The following is a 17,318-nucleotide window of genomic DNA, read 5'->3' on the forward strand; positions in this document are numbered from 1 at the left end:
TCCCGACCCGCCCCGTGCATGGCCGTGCCGCGCCGTGCCTGAAGAGTAGCCCGCGTCAGATGTCGCCCCCCCCCGGCGGCGGCCGGGACGCGCTGTCGGGGTATTCCGTGGCACAGAGCCATGTGACATAGTACTGGCGTGACCGAGCGACTGACCTGCGACGTCGTGGTTGTCGGAGCGGGAATGGTGGGTGCGGCCTGCGGCCTGTACGCGGCCCGGGCGGGTCTGAGCGTCGCCGTGGTGGACCGCGGCCCGGTGGCCGGCGGCACGACCGGCGCCGGTGAGGGCAATGTCCTGGTCTCCGACAAGGAGCCCGGTCCCGAACTCGAACTCGCCCTGCTGTCCCACCGCTTGTGGGCGGAGCTGGCCACCGAGCCCGGCCTGGGAACGGCGTTCGAGTACGAGTCCAAGGGCGGGGTCGTCGTGGCGTCCGCGCCGGAGGGTCTCGCCGCGCTGGAACTGTTCGCTGCCCGGCAACGCGCGGCGGGGGTCGAGGCGTTCACCGTAGCCTCCCACCAACTCGCCGAGCTGGAACCACACTTGGCACCCGGCCTGGCGGGCGGCATCCACTACCCCCAGGACGCCCAGGTCATGCCGACCCTGGCCGCCGCCCATCTCGTACGGGCCTCCGGGTGCCGACTGTTCACCGGCCGGACCGTGACCGAGGTGCTGCGCACGCGGGCCGGTGCCGTACGCGGCGTACGGACCGACCGGGGCGACATCCACGCCATGGCGGTGGTCAACGCCGCCGGTACCTGGGGCGGTCGACTGGCCACGCTCGCCGGTGTCGGCCTTCCGGTCCTCCCCCGGCGCGGGTTCGTGCTCGTCACGGAACCGCTGCCGCCGATGGTGCGCCACAAGGTGTACGCCGCCGACTACGTGGCCGACGTGGCCAGCGACTCGGCGGCGCTGCAGACCTCCCCGGTGGTCGAGGGCACGGCCGCCGGACCCGTGCTGATCGGCGCTAGCCGCGAACGGGTGGGCTTCGACCGGTCGTTCTCGCTCCCCGTCGTACGGGCGCTGGCGGCGGGCGCGACCCGGCTGTTCCCGTTCCTTCAGGAGGTGCGCGCGATGCGGACGTACGTCGGCTTCCGGCCGTACATGCCGGACCATCTGCCCGCGATCGGGCCGGACCCCAGGGTGCCGGGCCTGTTCCACGCCTGCGGGCACGAGGGCGCCGGGATCGGGCTCGCCACCGGTACCGGCCGGCTGATCGCCCAGCTGCTCTCGGGCGGGACGCCCGATCTGGATCTCGCTCCGTTCCGCCCGGACCGGTTCGCGGAGCACGAGGGGGGCGCGACATGAACCCGCTGGAACTGGCGCGGGCGGAGCCGGGGCCCGCCTTCACCGTCACCCTCGACGGGCGCGAGCTGGAGGCGCTGCCGGGCCAGACGGTCGCGGCCACGCTCTGGGCCGCCGGCGTGACGTCCTGGCGCACCACCCGGGGCGCGGGGCGGCCACGCGGGATCTTCTGCGGCATCGGTGTCTGCCACGACTGCCTGGTCACCGTCAACGAACGCCCCAATCAACGGGCGTGTCTTGTTCCGGTACGACCGGGCGACGCGATCCGCACCCAGGAGGGCACAGGCCATGAGCACTGAACCCGGGCCGCCCCGTCTGACGATCGTCGGCGCAGGCCCCGCGGGTCTCGCCGCGGCCCTGGCGGCGGCCGGACGAGGCGTACGGGTCACCGTGGTCGATGCCGCCCGGGCAGCCGGCGGCCAGTTCTACCGGCAGCCCTCGGCCGGGCTCGGCGCGCGGCGCCCGCAGGCCCTGCACCATCAGTGGCGCACCTGGCAGCGGCTGAGCGACGGCCTCGCACGCGAGGTCGCGGCCGGACGCGTCACCCATCTGCCGGACCACCATGTGTGGTGCGTGGAACGGCGGTTGGACGGCTCCGGGCGCTTCACCGTGCACGCGCTGGTCGGGCCCGAGCAGGAGAAGCCCGTCGAGGTGCGCGCGGACGCCGTCCTGCTCGCGACCGGCGGCTACGAGAAGGTGCTGCCCTTCCCCGGCTGGACCCTGCCGGGCGTGGTCACGGCCGGCGGTGCGCAGGCCATGCTGAAGGGCACGCTCGCGGTGTCGGGCCGTACGGCGGTCGTCGCCGGGACCGGCCCGCTGCTGCTGCCGGTGGCGACCGGGCTCGCGTCGGCTGGAGTCACGGTCGCCGCGCTGGTGGAGTCCGCGCACCCGGCGGCCCTGGTGCGGCGGACCGGGGCATTGACGCGCCGGGCGGACAAGCTCACCGAAGGGGCCTGGTACGCGGCCGAGTTGCTGCGCCGCCGGGTACGGACCCTCGTACGCCACACCGTCGTCGAGGCGCACGGCGACGACCGGGTGGAGGCCGTGACCGTCGCCGCGCTCGACGCCGAGGGCCGGGTCCGGGGCGGTACCGGGCTGCGTATCCCCTGCGACACGCTCGCCGTCGGGCACGGCTTGCTGCCGCACACCGATCTCGCCGAGGCGCTCGGTTGCCGGATCGAGTCCACCGGGCCGCGCGTCTGGGTCGACGAGGAGCAGCGCACCGATGTGCCGGGTGTCTGGGCGGCGGGCGAGACCACCGGGATCGGCGGCGCGGCCCTCTCCCTCGCCGAGGGCCACATCGCCGGCCGGTCGGCCGCCGCCCGTCTGGGGGGCCGGGTGCCGGACCCGGGCGAGTGGGCGAAGGCCGCCAAGGCTCGTGAGGAACTGCGGGAGTTCTTCGGCGCCATCGACGCCGTGTACGTCCCACCGGCGCACTGGACCGAGCAGGTCACGGACGACACGGTGGTCTGCCGGTGCGAGGAGGTCACCGCCGGAGCCGTCCGCGAGGCCGTCGGGGAGCTGGGCGCCGCGGATGTCCGGACCGTGAAGCTCCTCACCCGTGCCGGGATGGGCTGGTGCCAGGGCCGGATCTGCGAGCCGGCGGTCGCGGGCATCGCCGGATGCGGGCAGGCCGTGGCCCGGCGGCCGTTCGCCCTGCCGGTACCCCTCGGCGTGCTGTCACGGGCGGGTGAGAGCGGGGAGGACGACGGCGACGACGCCCCGCCGTGAGCCCACGCGGCACCCGTCACCCGGCACCCGGCACCCGGCACCCGGCACCCGTCACCGATCACACGCCGGCTCTCGCGGGCCCCGGACCGCCCCGGACCTCGTGGACCGGACCCTGATCACCACACCACCAGTGATATGTCACACCTCATGGAGAGGGGCACCACACATGGCCACCACCGCGAACACCGAGAACACCGAGAACCGTCCCTGGCGCGGCGTCCTCGTCGCCACCGCGCTCCCCCTGCGCGACGATCTCTCCGTCGATCACGACGCGTACGCCGAGCACTGCGCCTGGCTCGTCGAGAACGGCTGTGACGGCGTCGTACCGAACGGCTCGCTCGGCGAGTACCAAGTACTGACGCCCGAGGAACGCGCCGCGGTCGTCGAGACCGCCGTCGCCGCGATCGGTGGCGCGCGGGTGATGCCGGGCGTCGCCGCGTACGGGTCCGCCGAGTCCCGGCGCTGGGCCGAACAGGCGAGGGACGCGGGCTGTGGGGCGGTGATGCTGCTGCCGCCGAACGCGTACCGTGCCGACGAGCGGTCCGTGCTCGCGCACTACGCCGAGGTCGCGAAGGCGGGCGTCCCGGTCGTGGCGTACAACAACCCGATCGACACCAAGGTCGACCTCGTCCCCGACCTGCTCGCCAAGCTGTACGGCGAGGGGTACATCCGGGCCGTGAAGGAGTTCTCCGGCGATGTCCGCCGGGCCTACCAGCTTGCCGAACTCGCCCCGGAACTGGACCTGTTGGTCGGCGCGGACGACGTACTGCTGGAGCTGGCGCTGGCCGGCGCCAAGGGCTGGGTGGCCGGATACCCGAACGCGCTGCCCGCCGCGACGGTGGAGCTGTACCACGCGGCCGTGGACGGCGACCTCGCCACGGCGAAGAGGCTCTACGAACAGTTGCACCCGCTGCTGCGCTGGGACTCCAAGGTCGAGTTCGTGCAGGCCATCAAGTTGTCCATGGACATCGTGGGGCGGCCCGGGGGACGCTGCCGGCCGCCTCGGGTGGAACTGCTGCCGGAGCAGGAGGCCGTGATCCGGGCGGCCACGGAGAAGGCCGTCGCTGCGGGCCTCGCCTGACCCGCGCGGGACGCAGCGAGAACGAGCGAGAAGGAGACCGGAGCATGCGCAGCACACTCGTCCTGCACGCCGTCGACTCGCACACCGAGGGCATGCCCACCCGGGTGATCACCGGCGGGATCGGCACGATCCCCGGCGCGACCATGAACGAACGCCGACTGTGGTTCCGTGAACACCGCGACGACATCAAGCAGTTGCTGATGAACGAGCCGCGCGGGCACGCGGCGATGAGCGGCGCGATCCTCCAGCCGCCGACCCGCCCCGACTGCGACTACGGCGTGGTCTACATCGAGGTCTCCGGCTATCTGCCCATGTGCGGCCACGGCACGATCGGCGTGGCGACCGTGCTCGTGGAGACCGGCATGGTCGAGGTGGTCGAGCCGGTCACCACCATCCGCCTCGACACCCCGGCGGGCCTCGTCGTGGCCGAGGTGGCGGTGGAGGACGGCGCGGCCAAGGCGGTCACCCTACGGAACGTACCGTCGTTCTCCGTCGGCCTCGACCGCAAGGCCACGCTCGCCGACGGCCGGACCGTGACCTACGACCTCGCCTACGGCGGGAACTTCTACGCGATCCTGCCGCTGCAGCAGTTCGGACTGCCCTTCGACCGTGGCCGCAAGGACGACATCCTGCGGGCGGGCCTCGACCTGATGGAGGCCATCAACGCCGAGGGGGGACCCGTGCATCCGGAGGACCCGTCGATCCACGGCGTCCACCACGTCCACCTCTACGCTCCCGGCGCCACCGCCCGGCACTCGCGGCACGCGATGGCCATCCACCCCGGCTGGTTCGACCGCTCCCCCTGCGGCACGGGCACCAGCGCGCGCATGGCCCAGCTCCACGCGCGCGGTGAACTCCCGCTGCACACCGAGTTCGTGAACGAGTCCTTCATCGGCACCCACTTCACCGGCAGGCTGCTCGGCGAGACCGAGGTCGCCGGGCTCCCGGCCGTGCTGCCGAGTTTCACCGGCCGCGCCTGGGTCACCGGCACCGCCCAGTATCTGCTCGACCCGTCCGACCCCTTCCCGTCCGGATTCGTCCTCTAGGATTCCGGAACTTCACACTTCAGGAACCACGGACTTCAGGACCGACGGACTTCAGCTTCGGACTTCAGAAACTTCGGACTTCAGGAATTCAGGAGAGACCGCATGCCCCCCACGGAGTCGCGGCGCGGCGGCGTACCGTCCGTCTCCACCGCTGCCGCCGCCGCTCCCCCGGCCCCCGCCCTGCCGGTGCTGGGCGGCAAGAAGAGCAGCTACCGCGAGCGGGTCGCCGACGCGTTGCGGGCCGCGCTGATCGCGGGTGAGCTGCGGCCGGGCGAGGTGTACTCCGCGCCTGCGCTCGCCGGACGCTTCGGCGTCTCGGCGACGCCGGTGCGCGAGGCCATGCTGGATCTGGCCAAGGAGGGGCTGGTCGACACCGTGCCCAACAAGGGGTTCCGGGTCACCGCCGTCACCGAGCGGCAGCTCGACGAGTACACGCATGTCCGCTCGCTGATCGAGATCCCGACCACGGCCGGCCTGGCCCGGACGGCCGACCCGGTCTCCCTTGAGGCGCTGCGGCCCGCCGCCCGCGAGATCGTCGCCGCCGCGGCCGCCGGTGACCTCATCGCGTACGTCGAGGCCGACACCCGCTTCCACCTCGGTCTGCTCGCCCTCGCGGGCAACGCGCACCTCGTCGAGGTGGTCGGCGACCTGCGCAAACGCGCCCGCCTCTACGGCCTGACCGCGCTCGCCGAGTCGGGCCGGCTGCTGTCCTCGGCACAGGAGCACCTGGAACTTCTGGACGCGCTGCTCGCCCGCGACGAGGAGGCCGTACGCGGGGTGATGACCCGCCACCTCGGTCATGTGCGCGGAATGTGGGCCGCGCCGGAGTGATCGTCCACGCCGCGCATGGGGACGGAGCGACGGGGCATCTCTGACAGGTGTGATCGGAGCGACGCGCGCTCCGACTGACGTTGAAAGTATGATCAGCCAATGTCTGACATGACCGAAACCACGCCGGGCTGGCTGACGTCCGACGAGCTCGAGTCGGCGCGCGCCAGGATGCCGATCCTGTACGTCGAGGCCGTGCCCGTGCGCGTCGACGACAGCGGCGAAGTGACCAGCATCGGCCTTCTGCTGCGCATCGGCCCGGACGGAACGGTCAGCCGCACGCTGGTCTCCGGCCGTGTGATGCACCACGAGCGGGTGCGTGACGCGCTGCTGCGCCATCTGGAGAAGGACCTCGGCCCGGTGGCGCTGCCCCGCGTCCCGTCCGCCCTCCAGCCGTTCACGGTCGCCGAGTACTTCCCGACGCAGGGCATCACCCCGTTCCACGACCCGCGTCAGCACGCGGTCTCCCTCGCCTACATCGTCCCGGTATCCGGCGACTGCCGCCCCCGGCAGGACGCCCTCGACCTGGTGTGGTTCAGCCCCCAGGAGGCGGCGTCGGCCTCCGTCCAGAGCGAGATGCCGGGTGGGCAGGGGGTCCTGCTGAAGCAGGCCCTGGCGCATGTGGGCTGCTTGTCCTAGCGGAGGCGGGACGGGGCGTGGGTCGCCCTCGCCGGGGCTCAGGGTTCCTGGCCGGGACTCGGCTCGGCCTCAGGGCTTCCGGCCGGGCTCGGCCCCAGGCCCTCCGGGCGGGCTCAAGCCTCCCGGCCGGGACTCGGGATTCACGTCGGCTCAGGATTCCCGGCCGGGACCGGGAATTCACGCCGGGCTCAGGGTTTCCGTCCGGACTAGGGATTCACGCCGGGCTCAGGGTTTCCGTCCGAGGTAGGTGACGTGCCCGTTCCCGCTCAGCCTCGCCGCGGCGGGGGCCGCCAGTTCGGTCGCCGTGGCGCGGGCGACGGCGGCGCGGCCCGCTTCCCCGAGGGCGTCGGCGAGGCGGGCCCGGCCGAGCCAGTTGTAGGGGCTGTGGGGACTCAGACCGGCACGTTCGCCGAGCAGGAGCCGGGCCAGGTCGTCCCGGCGTGCGCGGAGCGCCGCCTCCAGCAGGGTCCGCTGGACGGCGTCCCGCTGGGCGTGGCTTCCACCGAAGGTGTGCAGTCGGCGGCGAACGGGCCACAGCAGCTCCACCACCGTCGCGTAGTCCTCACGGACGAACGCAACCAGCGCCTCGCACACGGGCAGCCCGATCTCGGCGGTCATCACGCGGTTGGTGCGGGGCCGGGCGCCTTCCCGGGCCGCCCCCAGCCAGCGCCGCCGGTCGGCGACGAACTCGTCCGCCGTGTCCAGCCGCCCCGCGCCCGCGAAGGCCATGACGGCGTGCACGTCGTTGAAGGCGTAGAACGGCGGGTCCTCGCGGGCGGCCCACGCGTCGGCCAGGGCCTGCCAACGGGCTTCCTGGTCCGAACCGTCCAGGAGGAACCGCCACAACAGCGAGGCGGCGTCGAGGAGTTCCATGACGAACCCGGACGAGTCCTCGTGATGCAGTACGGCGTCGTAGATCCGCAGGGCCGCGGCGGTGTCGCCCGCCTCCAGCGCGTACAGGGCGTAGTGCCACCAGCTGTGCACGGTCAGCAGGCTGCCGCTCGCCCAGTCGTCGAGGCGCGCGTCGAGGAAGTCGAGCCCCTCGGCGAACCGGCCCTGCATCTCGTGCACATGGACGACGGCGTGGATGGCCCAGATGTCACGGGAGTTCCGCTCGACGGCGGCGTGGGCCACCTCCTGGGCCCGGTCGAAGTGACCCGACTCCTCCAGGCCGAACGCGTACATGCCCAGCAGTGGCCCCCGGTGGGGCTCGTCCGTGTCCCACGCCGGCAGGGCTCCGCCGATCCTGTCCCGCAGCCGCGTGGCGTCCCCGGTGAAGAAGTCGAGTTGATGGCCCACCGCGAGGGCGAGCGGATCACGGGGGCACTCGACGACCAGATCCTCCAGGATCCGGCCGGCCCGCCCCAGATCACCGCCGAGCCAGGCCTCCGCCGCGGCCATGTGCATGCGCTCCCGCCGGGGCAGCGCCGAACGATCCAGCCCCGCGCTGAAGTCCTGGAAGGTGCGGCCCGCCTGCTCGGCGTCCCGCGGTTCGGTCCCCAGCACCCCCAGATACGCCGCGAACGCCTGGGCCAGCGGCGCGCGCGGGCACGCGGCCACGGCGTCCGCGACGGCGGTCGGAAACTCCGGCCGGAAGAACAACAGCCCTTCCACGGCCCGGTCCAGGTGCCCCGCTCCCTCGGCGGTGCACTCGTACAGGGGGTTGCCGTACCGGTCGGTCACCATCGCAGCTCATCTCCGGCGCGTGTCGAGTGTCGTCGATCTGCCCGCGGCCGTCGACCGTGACACCGCGGACCAGCCCGAGTCCCCATCCAACCGACCACCCCACCGCCAAGTCCACCGAGCACCCCCGACACGCCCCCGATCACCACCGCGCGCCGCGAGACCGGGTCCGCGCACCCAGCACCCAGCACCCAGCACCCAGCACCCAGCACCCAGCAGCATGCCGCGTTCTCCTACTCACCTCCTCGACGATCGTCGCCTCGCTCATCGCGGAGTCCCGGCGACGCCACGTCTCGTCGCGGAGCAGTTCGAGATAGGTGCGGACATCGGCCATCAGCCGCGCGCCCCTGACCTCGCCATGGCCGGGCACGACCACGCGCGGATGCCGCGCCGACAGCCGTTGCATCACCTCGATCCAGCGGATGCCGGACACGTCGGTGTCGTGCGGCGGGAACCACGGGAAGATCGCGAACTGCCCGGCGTCGGGAACGCTCACCACCTGAACGGCACCATCGGTCTGGCCCCCCTGGTCGGTCGGTCAGGGCTGGGGCGACATCGGCTACCACTATCTGATGGACGCGGCCGGACTGGTCTACGAGGGACGCTGGTCCGGCACCGACGGAGACCCCGCGCACAACGCGGCGGGACAGCTGGTCACCGCCGCTCACATCGCCACGTACAACTCCGGGAACGTCGGGACAGCCCTGCTCGGGACATTCACCACCGGCGCGCCCACGTCCGCCGCGCGCGGCGCACTCGTCCAACCGCTGGCGGAACTCGCCACCCGGCACTCCATCGACCCCCTCCAGCAGAAGGTGGGCTACGTCAACCCGGTCAACGGCGCCACCTGGAGCGGTCCCGCCGTCTCCGGCCACCGCGACTGGGCGGCCACCGCCTGCCCCCCCGGCGGCGTACCGCACGCCCAACCACCGGCGATCCGCGCGGACGTGGCGGCCCTGATGGGGTGACGCGACCGGGCCGCTCGCACGGCCGCGTCGACACGAGCGGCGACACGACTGACGCACCTCGTGCAGGGCTGTGCGCACTCCGGGCATGGCTGACGCATCCTGGGTGCCGTCAGCCGTGCCCGCGCGCCGCCGACGGCACCCGCCGGCCGTGCCCCTGGTCCGCAGCGCCCCGGACGGCGATCGAGGCGCCGCTCACCGCACGGTGATCACCGCCTTTCCCCGGGCGTGGCCCCGCTCCACGTGGCGTACGCCCTCGGCCGTGTCCGCCAGCGGGTAGGTCCGGTCGACCACCGGGGTGAGTTCGCCGGACTCGATGAGCTCGGCGACGGCGAGCAGGTCGTCGTGGGTCGGTCCGGACGGGGGCGAGGGCAGGATCGGGCGGAGCCGTCGGCGGGTGACCAGGTCGGCAGCGGCCAGTCGCGCCATGGAACCCATCGCCCCGAACACCCGGCCGGGCGAGCCGCCGCCGTTGGCCAGCAGCGTCCCCGTCGGCGTGAGCGCCCGGCGCAGTCGCCGCAGCGGATGGTTGCCCACGTTGTCGAGGATCACGTCGTAGCGCGTGCGCCCTCCGGTGAAGTCCTCCCGGGCGTAGTCGACAGCGTGCGCGGCGCCCAGGGAGCGCACGAGATCGACGTTACGGGCGCTGCACACGCCGGTCACTTCGGCGCCCAGGGCCACGGCGATCTGTACGGCGAACGTGCCCACACCGCCGCCCGCCCCGTTGACCAGCACCCGCTGCCCCGCCTTCACCCGCCCCACGGTCCGGATTCCGCGCAGGGCGGTCACCGCCCCCACCGGCACAGCCGCGGCCTGCTCGAACGTGAGGTTCGCGGGCTTGCGCACCAGCAGATCCGCAGTGGTGCACGCGAATTCCGCGAAGGAACCCGGGCAGAAGCCCATGACTCGTCCCCGGGCCGCAGCCCCCGCACCTCGGCGCCGACCGCCTCGACCTCGCCCGCCGCGTCGATCCCGGCCACCCGGGTCTTCGGCCGGGTCAGCCCCACGACTCCCGACAGCCGCGCCACGTACGGGTCGCCACGCATCATGTGCCAGTCGTACGGATTGAGCGCGGCGGCGCGTATCCGTACGGACACCTGGTCGGCTCCGACCTCCGGACGGTCGATGTCCGCCAGCCGCAGGATGTCCGGCGGACCGAACCGCTCCTGAACGATCGCCTTCATCGTCTTCCCCCTCACTTCGCGACCGCCTGGTGTACGGCGTACACCCTCTTGGAGGCAAGGTAGGTGTACGGCGTACACCCGTCAAGGGGCGCGGCTCGGCAGGGGCGTTGGGTTTCCCGGAGTTCAGGCGGTCGTCGACGGATCAGCGCGGATCAGGGCGCGCCGAGGAGCCGCTCCAGGCCGTCCAGCGTCAGGTCCAGGGCGAACTCGAACTCGAACTGGTCGTCACAGCCCGAGCCGACGACCGAATCACGGTCGTGGGCGACCGCCATGGCCAGCGCGGTGATGTGCGGGTAGCGCGCGGCCATCTCCTCGGGCGACAGGGCGTCCGGGTCGGGCGCACGGCCGGAGGAGTCCGAGAACAGTTCCTGGGAGAAGCCCAGCAGGCGGCTGCCCATGACATGCATCGCGTGATGCGTCAGATCGAGCGAGAAGCCCCCGGCCCGGAAGATCCCGATCATCGAGTCCAGGTACTCCATGACCGCGGGTGTCGGGGTGGTCCGCGCCTTGATGCGCGACTCGATGACCTCGGGCGCCCACGGGTGGCGCAGCAGCATACGGCGGGCGGAGAGAACCCGTCCGCGGACGGCGGTCTTCCAGTCGGCGTCGGCGACCGGCGGGTCGATCTCACCGACGAGGGCGTCGATCATGCCGTCCAGCAACTCGTTCTTGTTCGCCACGTGCTTGTAGAGCGCCATGGGCACGACGCCGAGCGCCTGCGCGATCTTGCGCATGCTCAGCGCGTCGACTCCGCCCTCGTCGGCCAGGGCGACGGCGGCGGCCAGAACACGCCCTCTGCTCAAGGGTGTTCGCGACTGCCGGGCGGGGCCCGCCTGCGTGCTCGTCTCCACGATCCCCTCTCGTACGGGTGCGGTCGCCATCCGTGGCCGACCACCTTCCCGTCGCCGACGGTACAGCGTCCCGCGATGCCACCGAAGCCGCCGGAGCCACACCGGAACACACCCTCATGACATCACCGGATGATCGCACCATTCGGCGACCTCGTCGCCGCAAGGTCCGGGGACGTCACGGTCGGGGACGGCGACGTCGTAGGTGTTGACGCTCAGCAGTTCCAGAGCGGTGTCGCCGTCACCGGCGATGTCGGCCGCGATCGCTTCCAGGCGCCGACCGTCGCGGATGGCCTCCGCCAGGTACGGTTCGTCCTCCACCACCAAGACACACATGCTCCGAGGCTACGAGCCGACGCATATCGACGGCGTATCGGGAACCGCATACGCGCCGCCGTATCGGATCTCTCCGGCACGGGGATGCGGATCGCGCCCCGTGTGGTGCGTCGTCAGTCCGCCCTCGCCGGATGTGTGAGGTTCGTTCCGCTCCCCGGGTCGAACACGTGGGCCTTGGCCATGTCGACCCGCAGTTCCACCGGTTCGCCCTCGCGGGCGCGCGTGGCGGCGTCCAGGCGGGCCACGATGTGCTGGGTGTCGGTGCCGGTGTCGCGCAGACCCGAGTCCTTGGCGAGCTCCTCCAGTTCGGTGGTCGTCGCGGGCCCTCCCTCCGCGGTGAAGTAGACGTACGCATCGGAGCCCAGCGACTCCAGTACCTCCACGGTGACGGTGAGGACCGGGCCCGTCCGGGCCACGTCATGTGACAGGGCCGCGTCCTCGAATGCCTCCGGTCGCAGCCCGACGATGACCTCGCGGGGGGCGTTCTGGCGTTCCAGCGCCTGCCTCGTACGGTCGTCGAGGGTCAGGTCGCCGAGGGACGAGCGCAGGGCGCCGGCCTCCAGGGTGGCGTTCAGGAAGTTCATCGCCGGGGAGCCGATGAAGCCCGCGACGAAGAGGTTGCGCGGCAGGTCGTACAGCTCGGCCGGTGTGCCGAGCTGCTGGACCAGGCCCTGTCTCATGACCACGACGCGGTCGCCCAGCGTCATCGCCTCGGTCTGGTCGTGGGTGACGTACACGGTGGTCGTGGCGAGCCGCCGCTGCAGCCGGGAGATCTGAGTGCGCATCTGTACCCGGAGTTTGGCGTCCAGGTTGGACAGCGGCTCGTCCATCAGGAACGCCTTCGGATCACGGACGATCGCCCGCCCCATGGCCACCCGCTGGCGCTGACCGCCCGAGAGGTTGGCGGGCTTGCGGTCCAGGTGCTCGGTGAGGTCGAGGATCCGGGCGGCGTCCGTCACCTTGGCGTCGATGGTGGCCTTGTCCACCTTGGCCAGGCGCAGCGGGAAGCCCATGTTCTCCCGGACGTTCATGTGCGGGTACAGGGCGTAGCTCTGGAACACCATGGCGACGTCGCGCTCCTTGGGAGCCAGGTCGTTGACGACTCGGCCATCGATGCGCAGGGTGCCCTCGGTGATGTCCTCAAGTCCGGCGATCATGTTCAGCGTGGTGGACTTGCCGCACCCCGACGGGCCGACCAGGATCACGAACTCGCCGTCGGCGATGTCGAGGTCCACGTCCTTCACGGCGAGGGCCCCGTCGGGAAAGCGCTTGGTGACTCCCTCAAGGATGATCTCGGCCATGGATGGTGCCTCCTTGCCTTCCCCGTTCAGCCCTTGACTGCCCCGGAGGTCAGTCCGGCGACGATCCGCCGCTGGAAGAGCAGGACGAAAACGATGATCGGGATGGTGATCACCACAGCGGCGGCGGCGATCGACCCTGTGGGCTGCTGGAACTGGGAGCTGCCGGTGAAGAACGCGATCGCTGCGGGCACGGTGCGCGCGGACTCGGTGGACGTCAGCGAGATCGCGAACAGGAAGTCGTTCCAGCAGAAGATGAACACGAGAATGGCCGTGGTGAACACGCCCGGTGCGGCCAGCGGCACGATGACCAGCCGGAAGGCCTGCGCGGGCGTCGCCCCGTCGACCTTGGCGGCCTTCTCCAGGTCCCAGGGGATCTCCCGGAAGAACGCCGACAGGGTGTAGATCGCGAGCGGCAGGGAGAAGGTCATGTACGGGATGATCAGCCCGATCCAGGTGTCGAAGATCCCGATGATCCGCTCGATGTTGAACAGCGGTGACACCAGGGAGATCGGCGGGAACATGGCGATCAGCAGTGACATGCCGATGAGGACCCGCTTGCCGGGGAACCGCAGCCGGGCCACCGCGTAGGCGGCCATGGTGCCCAGGGCCACGGCGATCACCGTGGCGATCAGCGCGATGCCGATCGAGTTGATCAGCGCCCGGGTGAACTCGGCGGTTTCGAAGATTCCTCGGTAGTTCTCCCAGGTCCAGTCCGTGGGGATGTAGTTGCCGTCCGTCAGGGTGCTGGGGTCCTTGAACGACAGCGCGGCGATCCACCACACCGGGAACAGGGCGTACAGCACGACCACCACGTTCAGGACACCCCATCGGGTGGCGTGCGTCCTTCCCACCGCGGCCATCAGCGCTTCACCTCCGCACCGGGTGCCGCGGTGCCGAACAGTTTGACGAAGGTGAAGGCGATGATCCCGACGCAGATGAAGATCAGGACCGAGATCGCCGACCCGATGCCCAGGTTCAGCGCGGTGAACAGGTTGTCGTACCCGAGGATCGACACGGAGCCGGTTCCCTGGGCGCCCGCGGTCAGGATGTAGATGTTGTCGAAGATCCGGAACGCGTCCAGGGTGCGGAAGAGCAGTGCCACCAGGATGGCCGGTTTCATCAGCGGCACCATGACCTTGGTGAAGCGCTGCCAGGCAGTGGCGCCGTCCACCATGGCTGCCTTCAGGGTCTCCTCGGGAACCAGGGCGAGGCCCGCGAGCAGCAGCAGGGCCATGAACGGCGTCGTCTTCCACACCTCGGCGAGGATGATCAGCCAGAGGGCGGGCCACTGCTCGGTCAGCGGGGCCTCCCCGCTGGGCAACAGCTCGGCGAGGTAGCCGAGTTCCGGGGTCCAGGCGTACTGCCAGGAGAAGGCGGCGACCACGGTGACGATCCCGTACGGGACGAGGACCGACGTGCGGACGACGCCGCGCCAGAAGATCGTGCGGTGCATCACCAGGGCGAGCCCCATTCCGAGGACCAGTTCGATCGCCACGGACACCGCGGTGATGAACAGCGTGACCCAGAAGGCGTCCCACCAGAACGGGGAGGACAGCACCGCGCCGTAGTTGCTCAGACCCACGAACTCCGCCCGTCCGGGAAAGCGCAGGTCGTACCGCTGGAGGGACAGATAGACGGCGTACCCGATGGGGTAGGCGGTCACGGCGATCATGACGACGACGGCGGGCGCGCAGAGCAGCCAGCCGAGCCGCCGCTCCTGCCGGGCGCCGGCCGAGAGTTCCGCCCGGTCCGGCCCCGCCTGCTCCGTCCGCGCCTCGGGGGGCGGTGGGGTTGCGGCGGGTCGCGCCCGTGTGCTCATCGCGGGCCGCCCGGGGACGAGGCCCGCGCGCCGCGGCGCCGGGCGACGGAGTGGCGCGGGAGGTGGTGCTTCACGGGATCACACCCTCGGATCGCAGGGCATCGTCGATCTGCTCGCCGATGGTGTCGACGGAGCTCTCCGGTTCGATCCCGGACGGCGGGGACAGCGTGTGGGAGACCGCGATCGACACGTTCTGGTAGACCGGAGTGATCGGGCGCACGCTCGCTGACTCCAGGGCGGCCAGGACGTCCTTGGAGAACGGGTACTCCTTCATGAAGGCGGGCTCGTCGTACAGGGCGCGCAGGGTGGGCGGCAGACCGCCCTCCAGCGCGGCGCTGAGCTGGTTCTCCCGGTTGCGCAGACACAGTGCCGCCTCGAAGGCCAGGTCGGGGTGGCGCGAGTAGGCGCTCACCGCCAGATCGATGCCGCCGATGGTGGGCCGTGCGGGGCGGTTCGGATCGACCCGGGGGTACGGCGCCCAGCGGAAGTTCTTGAACAGCTCGGGGTTGTTCGCCTTCATCGACGGATAGACGAACGGGTAGTTGAGCTCGAACGCCGCCGTCCCCGACTCCATGGCGAGCCGGTTCTGGTCCTCCATCTGATTGGGCAGGGAGGGGTCGGCGGCCGGGGACCTCGCCAGATCACGCATGATCCCGGCGGCCCGCACAGCAGGCCGACCGAGAGAGGGCTCGGTCGCGGTCGCGTTGAGGATGGAACCGCCGGCACTGTTGATCAGCGTGTTGAACCAGACGGTCAGGCCCTCGTACTGGGCGCCCTGGATCTCCACGAAGTGCGGCTTGCCCTGCCGGGCGAGGGCGCCGGCCATGTCCAGCATCTCGGCCCAGGTCCTGGGCGGGGTGGGCACCAGGTCCTTGCGGTACCACAGGAGCTGGGTGTTGGTGTTGTACGGGACGGCGTACAGCTTGCCCTTCCAGGTGGAGGTCCGCAGCGGTACGCGCAGGGTGCCCTCGACGGCCTGCCGCTTCGCCGTCCCCGTCCATTCCCGGATCCAGCGCGCCTCGGCGAACTCCGCCGCCCAGGTGACGTCCAGGCCCAGGATGTCGAGCGAGTCGTCCTCGGCGGCGAGTCTTCGCACGAGCTGCTGGCGCTGGCCGTCCGCGGCGCGCGGGAGCTTGTTGTAGCTGATCGAGTAGCGACCGCCCGACGCCTGACTGCACCGGTCGGCCGCCTTCTGGAGCGCCCCGGAGTCGTCCGGGAAGTTGTACCAGTTGAGGGTGGGCCTGCCGGAGCCCTCGTCACCGCCGCAAGCGGCGAGTACCGACGCCAGCAACGGCATCACGGCGAACGCCCGCAGCCATCGCGTCCCTCCGCGACGTCCCCTCTGACCTGAAACCGGCCGGCAGCCGTACCTCGCGTGCACGCGCTCCACACCTCGTTTCCGGACGGTGGCACGGGAATCGGATCTCTCAGCTCTTGCTCCCGGCGAACACTAAAGGCCACATAAGGGACGATCAAGTACATAAGGATTGATCAAGCAGATAATTCACCCAATCGCCCGGCGCTCCGCCCCGTGACGGTCGACCCCGATCCGGCCCCAAAAAACGATGAAGGGCCGGTTTCGGATTTCTCCGAAACCGGCCCTTCATCTGCGACTTCTTCAAGTCGGGACGACAGGATTTGAACCTGCGACCCCTTGACCCCCAGTCAAGTGCGCTACCAAGCTGCGCCACGTCCCGATGCCCGTCTGACCTGGGGTTTCCCCTGGTTGAACGCGCACGGAAACAATACCGCACTCGGGCCGGTGGTCGCGCACGCGTTTATCGGGGCACGGCGGGAAGGGAAGGCCTCCGACGCCGCCCCTTGACCTGAAGCTTGGTTGAGGTTGCAGGCTCTTCCTCATGACGACGACGTACGGATTCACGGAGCTGCCCGAGCTGATGGGCCTGATGACGGGCGCGGAGAAGCACGGACCGGCGGCCACGTCCACGCTGGACGTGCTGTGGGTGCTCTACGACCGGGTGCTACGGGTGGAGCCCGGGCGATCGGAGGACCCGGAGCGGGATCGGTTCCTGCTGTCGAAGGGACACGGGCCGATGGCGTACTACGCGGTGCTCGCGGCGAAGGGCTTCCTGCCGGTCGAGTGGCTGCCCGGCTTCGGCTCGTACGACTCTCCGCTCGGACACCACCCGGACCGGGTGCTGGTGCCGGGCGCGGAGATCGGCAGCGGATCGCTCGGGCACGGCCTGCCGATCGCGGTCGGCACGGCGCTCGGGCTGCGGGCCCAGGGGCGGGTCGACCCGGCGGTATGGGTGCTGATCGGGGACGCGGAGCTGGACGAGGGCAGCAATCACGAGGCGATCGCGTACGCCGGGCCCGCCGGGCTCGACCGGCTGCACACCGTCGTGATCGACAACTCCTCCGCCAGCCATGCGCTGCCGGGCGGGATCGCCGCGCGGTTCGAGGTGGCGGGCTGGTCCGCCGAGACCGTGGACGGGCGCGACCACGAGGCGTTGCACGCCGCCTTCACCGCGCCGCACCCGGGGCGGCCGCGGGTCGTGGTGGCCCGTGTCGAGCCGAAGAACGCCTGACCCCCG

16 protein-coding genes, 1 tRNA gene and 2 pseudogenes are annotated in these 17,318 nt (G+C 71.3%); 9 read left to right on the plus strand and 10 right to left on the minus strand.

Annotated elements, in window-relative coordinates; translation table 11 throughout:
- The first annotated feature begins 138 nt into the window (after positions 1 to 138).
- The 7 genes from K1J60_RS05080 (at position 139) to K1J60_RS05110 (ending at position 6,627) form a co-directional block, all read left to right on the plus strand.
- On the plus strand, positions 139 to 1,305 hold the full coding sequence (locus tag K1J60_RS05080) for an NAD(P)/FAD-dependent oxidoreductase (RefSeq protein ID WP_220645110.1): 1,167 nt from the start codon (positions 139 to 141) through the stop codon (positions 1,303 to 1,305).
- Positions 1,302 to 1,601: a (2Fe-2S)-binding protein gene (locus K1J60_RS05085; protein WP_220645111.1), complete on the plus strand. Its 300-nt coding sequence runs from the start codon at positions 1,302 to 1,304 to the stop codon at positions 1,599 to 1,601. The genes K1J60_RS05080 and K1J60_RS05085 overlap by 4 nt, the downstream gene beginning before the upstream one ends.
- The gene (locus K1J60_RS05090) at positions 1,591 to 3,033 is read left to right on the plus strand and encodes an FAD/NAD(P)-dependent oxidoreductase (protein WP_220645112.1); all 1,443 of its coding nucleotides are present in this window, start codon (positions 1,591 to 1,593) and stop codon (positions 3,031 to 3,033) included. The genes K1J60_RS05085 and K1J60_RS05090 overlap by 11 nt, the downstream gene beginning before the upstream one ends.
- Before the next feature lie 166 nt (positions 3,034 to 3,199).
- The gene (locus tag K1J60_RS05095; RefSeq protein ID WP_220645113.1) at positions 3,200 to 4,114 is read left to right on the plus strand and encodes a dihydrodipicolinate synthase family protein; all 915 of its coding nucleotides are present in this window, start codon (positions 3,200 to 3,202) and stop codon (positions 4,112 to 4,114) included.
- 44 nt (positions 4,115 to 4,158) lie between these two features.
- Positions 4,159 to 5,160, plus strand: coding sequence for a proline racemase family protein (locus tag K1J60_RS05100; protein ID WP_220645114.1), 1,002 nt, complete (start codon positions 4,159 to 4,161; stop codon positions 5,158 to 5,160).
- A 102-nt stretch (positions 5,161 to 5,262) separates the two neighbouring features.
- Positions 5,263 to 5,991 (plus strand): GntR family transcriptional regulator, encoded by a 729-nt coding sequence (locus K1J60_RS05105; RefSeq protein ID WP_220645115.1) that lies wholly within the window; start codon positions 5,263 to 5,265, stop codon positions 5,989 to 5,991.
- Positions 5,992 to 6,099: 108 nt separating this feature from the next.
- Positions 6,100 to 6,627 carry an NUDIX hydrolase family protein gene (locus tag K1J60_RS05110; RefSeq protein WP_220651282.1) on the plus strand — a complete coding sequence of 176 codons (528 nt, stop codon included), beginning with the start codon at positions 6,100 to 6,102 and terminating at the stop codon, positions 6,625 to 6,627.
- 225 nt (positions 6,628 to 6,852) lie between these two features.
- On the opposite strand, the gene K1J60_RS05115 is transcribed toward K1J60_RS05110, so the two are convergent.
- On the minus strand, positions 6,853 to 8,313 hold the full coding sequence (locus K1J60_RS05115) for a tetratricopeptide repeat protein (protein ID WP_220645116.1): 1,461 nt from the start codon (positions 8,311 to 8,313) through the stop codon (positions 6,853 to 6,855).
- Between the two features lie 139 nt (positions 8,314 to 8,452).
- Positions 8,453 to 8,806 (minus strand): hypothetical protein, encoded by a 354-nt coding sequence (locus K1J60_RS05120; RefSeq protein WP_259407562.1) that lies wholly within the window; start codon positions 8,804 to 8,806, stop codon positions 8,453 to 8,455.
- A gap of 76 nt (positions 8,807 to 8,882) precedes the next feature.
- Between K1J60_RS05120 and K1J60_RS05125 the strand changes: the two genes are divergently transcribed.
- Complete coding sequence (locus tag K1J60_RS05125; protein WP_220645117.1) at positions 8,883 to 9,278, plus strand: N-acetylmuramoyl-L-alanine amidase; 396 nt, start codon at positions 8,883 to 8,885, stop codon at positions 9,276 to 9,278.
- Positions 9,279 to 9,470: 192 nt separating this feature from the next.
- Here the strand turns inward: K1J60_RS05125 and K1J60_RS05130 are convergent.
- From K1J60_RS05130 to K1J60_RS05165, 8 genes and pseudogenes are all read right to left on the minus strand, one after another.
- Positions 9,471 to 10,459, minus strand: a pseudogene (locus tag K1J60_RS05130) (NAD(P)-dependent alcohol dehydrogenase).
- Between the two features lie 152 nt (positions 10,460 to 10,611).
- Positions 10,612 to 11,340 (minus strand): TetR/AcrR family transcriptional regulator, encoded by a 729-nt coding sequence (locus K1J60_RS05135; protein ID WP_220645118.1) that lies wholly within the window; start codon positions 11,338 to 11,340, stop codon positions 10,612 to 10,614.
- A 111-nt stretch (positions 11,341 to 11,451) separates the two neighbouring features.
- Positions 11,452 to 11,643 (minus strand): annotated as a pseudogene (locus tag K1J60_RS05140) (response regulator transcription factor); the annotation flags it as partial.
- Between the two features lie 113 nt (positions 11,644 to 11,756).
- The gene (locus tag K1J60_RS05145) at positions 11,757 to 12,944 is read right to left on the minus strand and encodes an ABC transporter ATP-binding protein (protein WP_220645119.1); all 1,188 of its coding nucleotides are present in this window, start codon (positions 12,942 to 12,944) and stop codon (positions 11,757 to 11,759) included.
- 26 nt (positions 12,945 to 12,970) lie between these two features.
- Positions 12,971 to 13,804 (minus strand): carbohydrate ABC transporter permease, encoded by an 834-nt coding sequence (locus K1J60_RS05150; RefSeq protein WP_317619696.1) that lies wholly within the window; start codon positions 13,802 to 13,804, stop codon positions 12,971 to 12,973.
- Positions 13,804 to 14,763, minus strand: coding sequence for a carbohydrate ABC transporter permease (locus K1J60_RS05155; RefSeq protein WP_220645120.1), 960 nt, complete (start codon positions 14,761 to 14,763; stop codon positions 13,804 to 13,806). The genes K1J60_RS05150 and K1J60_RS05155 overlap by 1 nt, the downstream gene beginning before the upstream one ends.
- A 70-nt stretch (positions 14,764 to 14,833) precedes the next feature.
- A complete protein-coding gene (locus tag K1J60_RS05160) occupies positions 14,834 to 16,060 on the minus strand; it encodes an ABC transporter substrate-binding protein (protein ID WP_259407563.1) in 1,227 nt (408 codons plus the stop codon).
- 326 nt (positions 16,061 to 16,386) lie between these two features.
- Positions 16,387 to 16,460, minus strand: a tRNA-Pro gene (locus K1J60_RS05165).
- Between the two features lie 162 nt (positions 16,461 to 16,622).
- Between K1J60_RS05165 and K1J60_RS05170 the strand changes: the two genes are divergently transcribed.
- Positions 16,623 to 17,312, plus strand: coding sequence for a thiamine pyrophosphate-dependent enzyme (locus K1J60_RS05170; RefSeq protein WP_220645121.1), 690 nt, complete (start codon positions 16,623 to 16,625; stop codon positions 17,310 to 17,312).
- The last annotated feature ends 6 nt before the right edge of the window (positions 17,313 to 17,318 follow it).

This window comes from Streptomyces akebiae (genome assembly GCF_019599145.1).
GTDB lineage: Bacteria > Actinomycetota > Actinomycetes > Streptomycetales > Streptomycetaceae > Streptomyces > Streptomyces akebiae.

Bases quoted from the DNA above. Each gene is read 5' to 3' on its own strand.
- K1J60_RS05085 (WP_220645111.1), top strand. From the start codon at position 1,302: ATGAACCCGCTGGAACTGGCGCGGGCGGAGCCGGGGCCCGCCTTCACC.
- K1J60_RS05090 (WP_220645112.1), top strand. From the start codon at position 1,591: ATGAGCACTGAACCCGGGCCGCCCCGTCTGACGATCGTCGGCGCAGGC.
- K1J60_RS05095 (WP_220645113.1), top strand. From the start codon at position 3,200: ATGGCCACCACCGCGAACACCGAGAACACCGAGAACCGTCCCTGGCGC.
- K1J60_RS05100 (WP_220645114.1), top strand. From the start codon at position 4,159: ATGCGCAGCACACTCGTCCTGCACGCCGTCGACTCGCACACCGAGGGC.
- K1J60_RS05105 (WP_220645115.1), top strand. From the start codon at position 5,263: ATGCCCCCCACGGAGTCGCGGCGCGGCGGCGTACCGTCCGTCTCCACC.
- K1J60_RS05110 (WP_220651282.1), top strand. From the start codon at position 6,100: ATGACCGAAACCACGCCGGGCTGGCTGACGTCCGACGAGCTCGAGTCG.
- K1J60_RS05115 (WP_220645116.1), bottom strand. From the start codon at position 8,313: ATGGTGACCGACCGGTACGGCAACCCCCTGTACGAGTGCACCGCCGAG.
- K1J60_RS05125 (WP_220645117.1), top strand. From the start codon at position 8,883: ATGGACGCGGCCGGACTGGTCTACGAGGGACGCTGGTCCGGCACCGAC.
- K1J60_RS05135 (WP_220645118.1), bottom strand. From the start codon at position 11,340: ATGGCGACCGCACCCGTACGAGAGGGGATCGTGGAGACGAGCACGCAG.
- K1J60_RS05145 (WP_220645119.1), bottom strand. From the start codon at position 12,944: ATGGCCGAGATCATCCTTGAGGGAGTCACCAAGCGCTTTCCCGACGGG.
- K1J60_RS05150 (WP_317619696.1), bottom strand. From the start codon at position 13,804: ATGGCCGCGGTGGGAAGGACGCACGCCACCCGATGGGGTGTCCTGAAC.
- K1J60_RS05155 (WP_220645120.1), bottom strand. From the start codon at position 14,763: ATGAGCACACGGGCGCGACCCGCCGCAACCCCACCGCCCCCCGAGGCG.
- K1J60_RS05160 (WP_259407563.1), bottom strand. From the start codon at position 16,060: ATGCCGTTGCTGGCGTCGGTACTCGCCGCTTGCGGCGGTGACGAGGGC.
- K1J60_RS05170 (WP_220645121.1), top strand. From the start codon at position 16,623: ATGACGACGACGTACGGATTCACGGAGCTGCCCGAGCTGATGGGCCTG.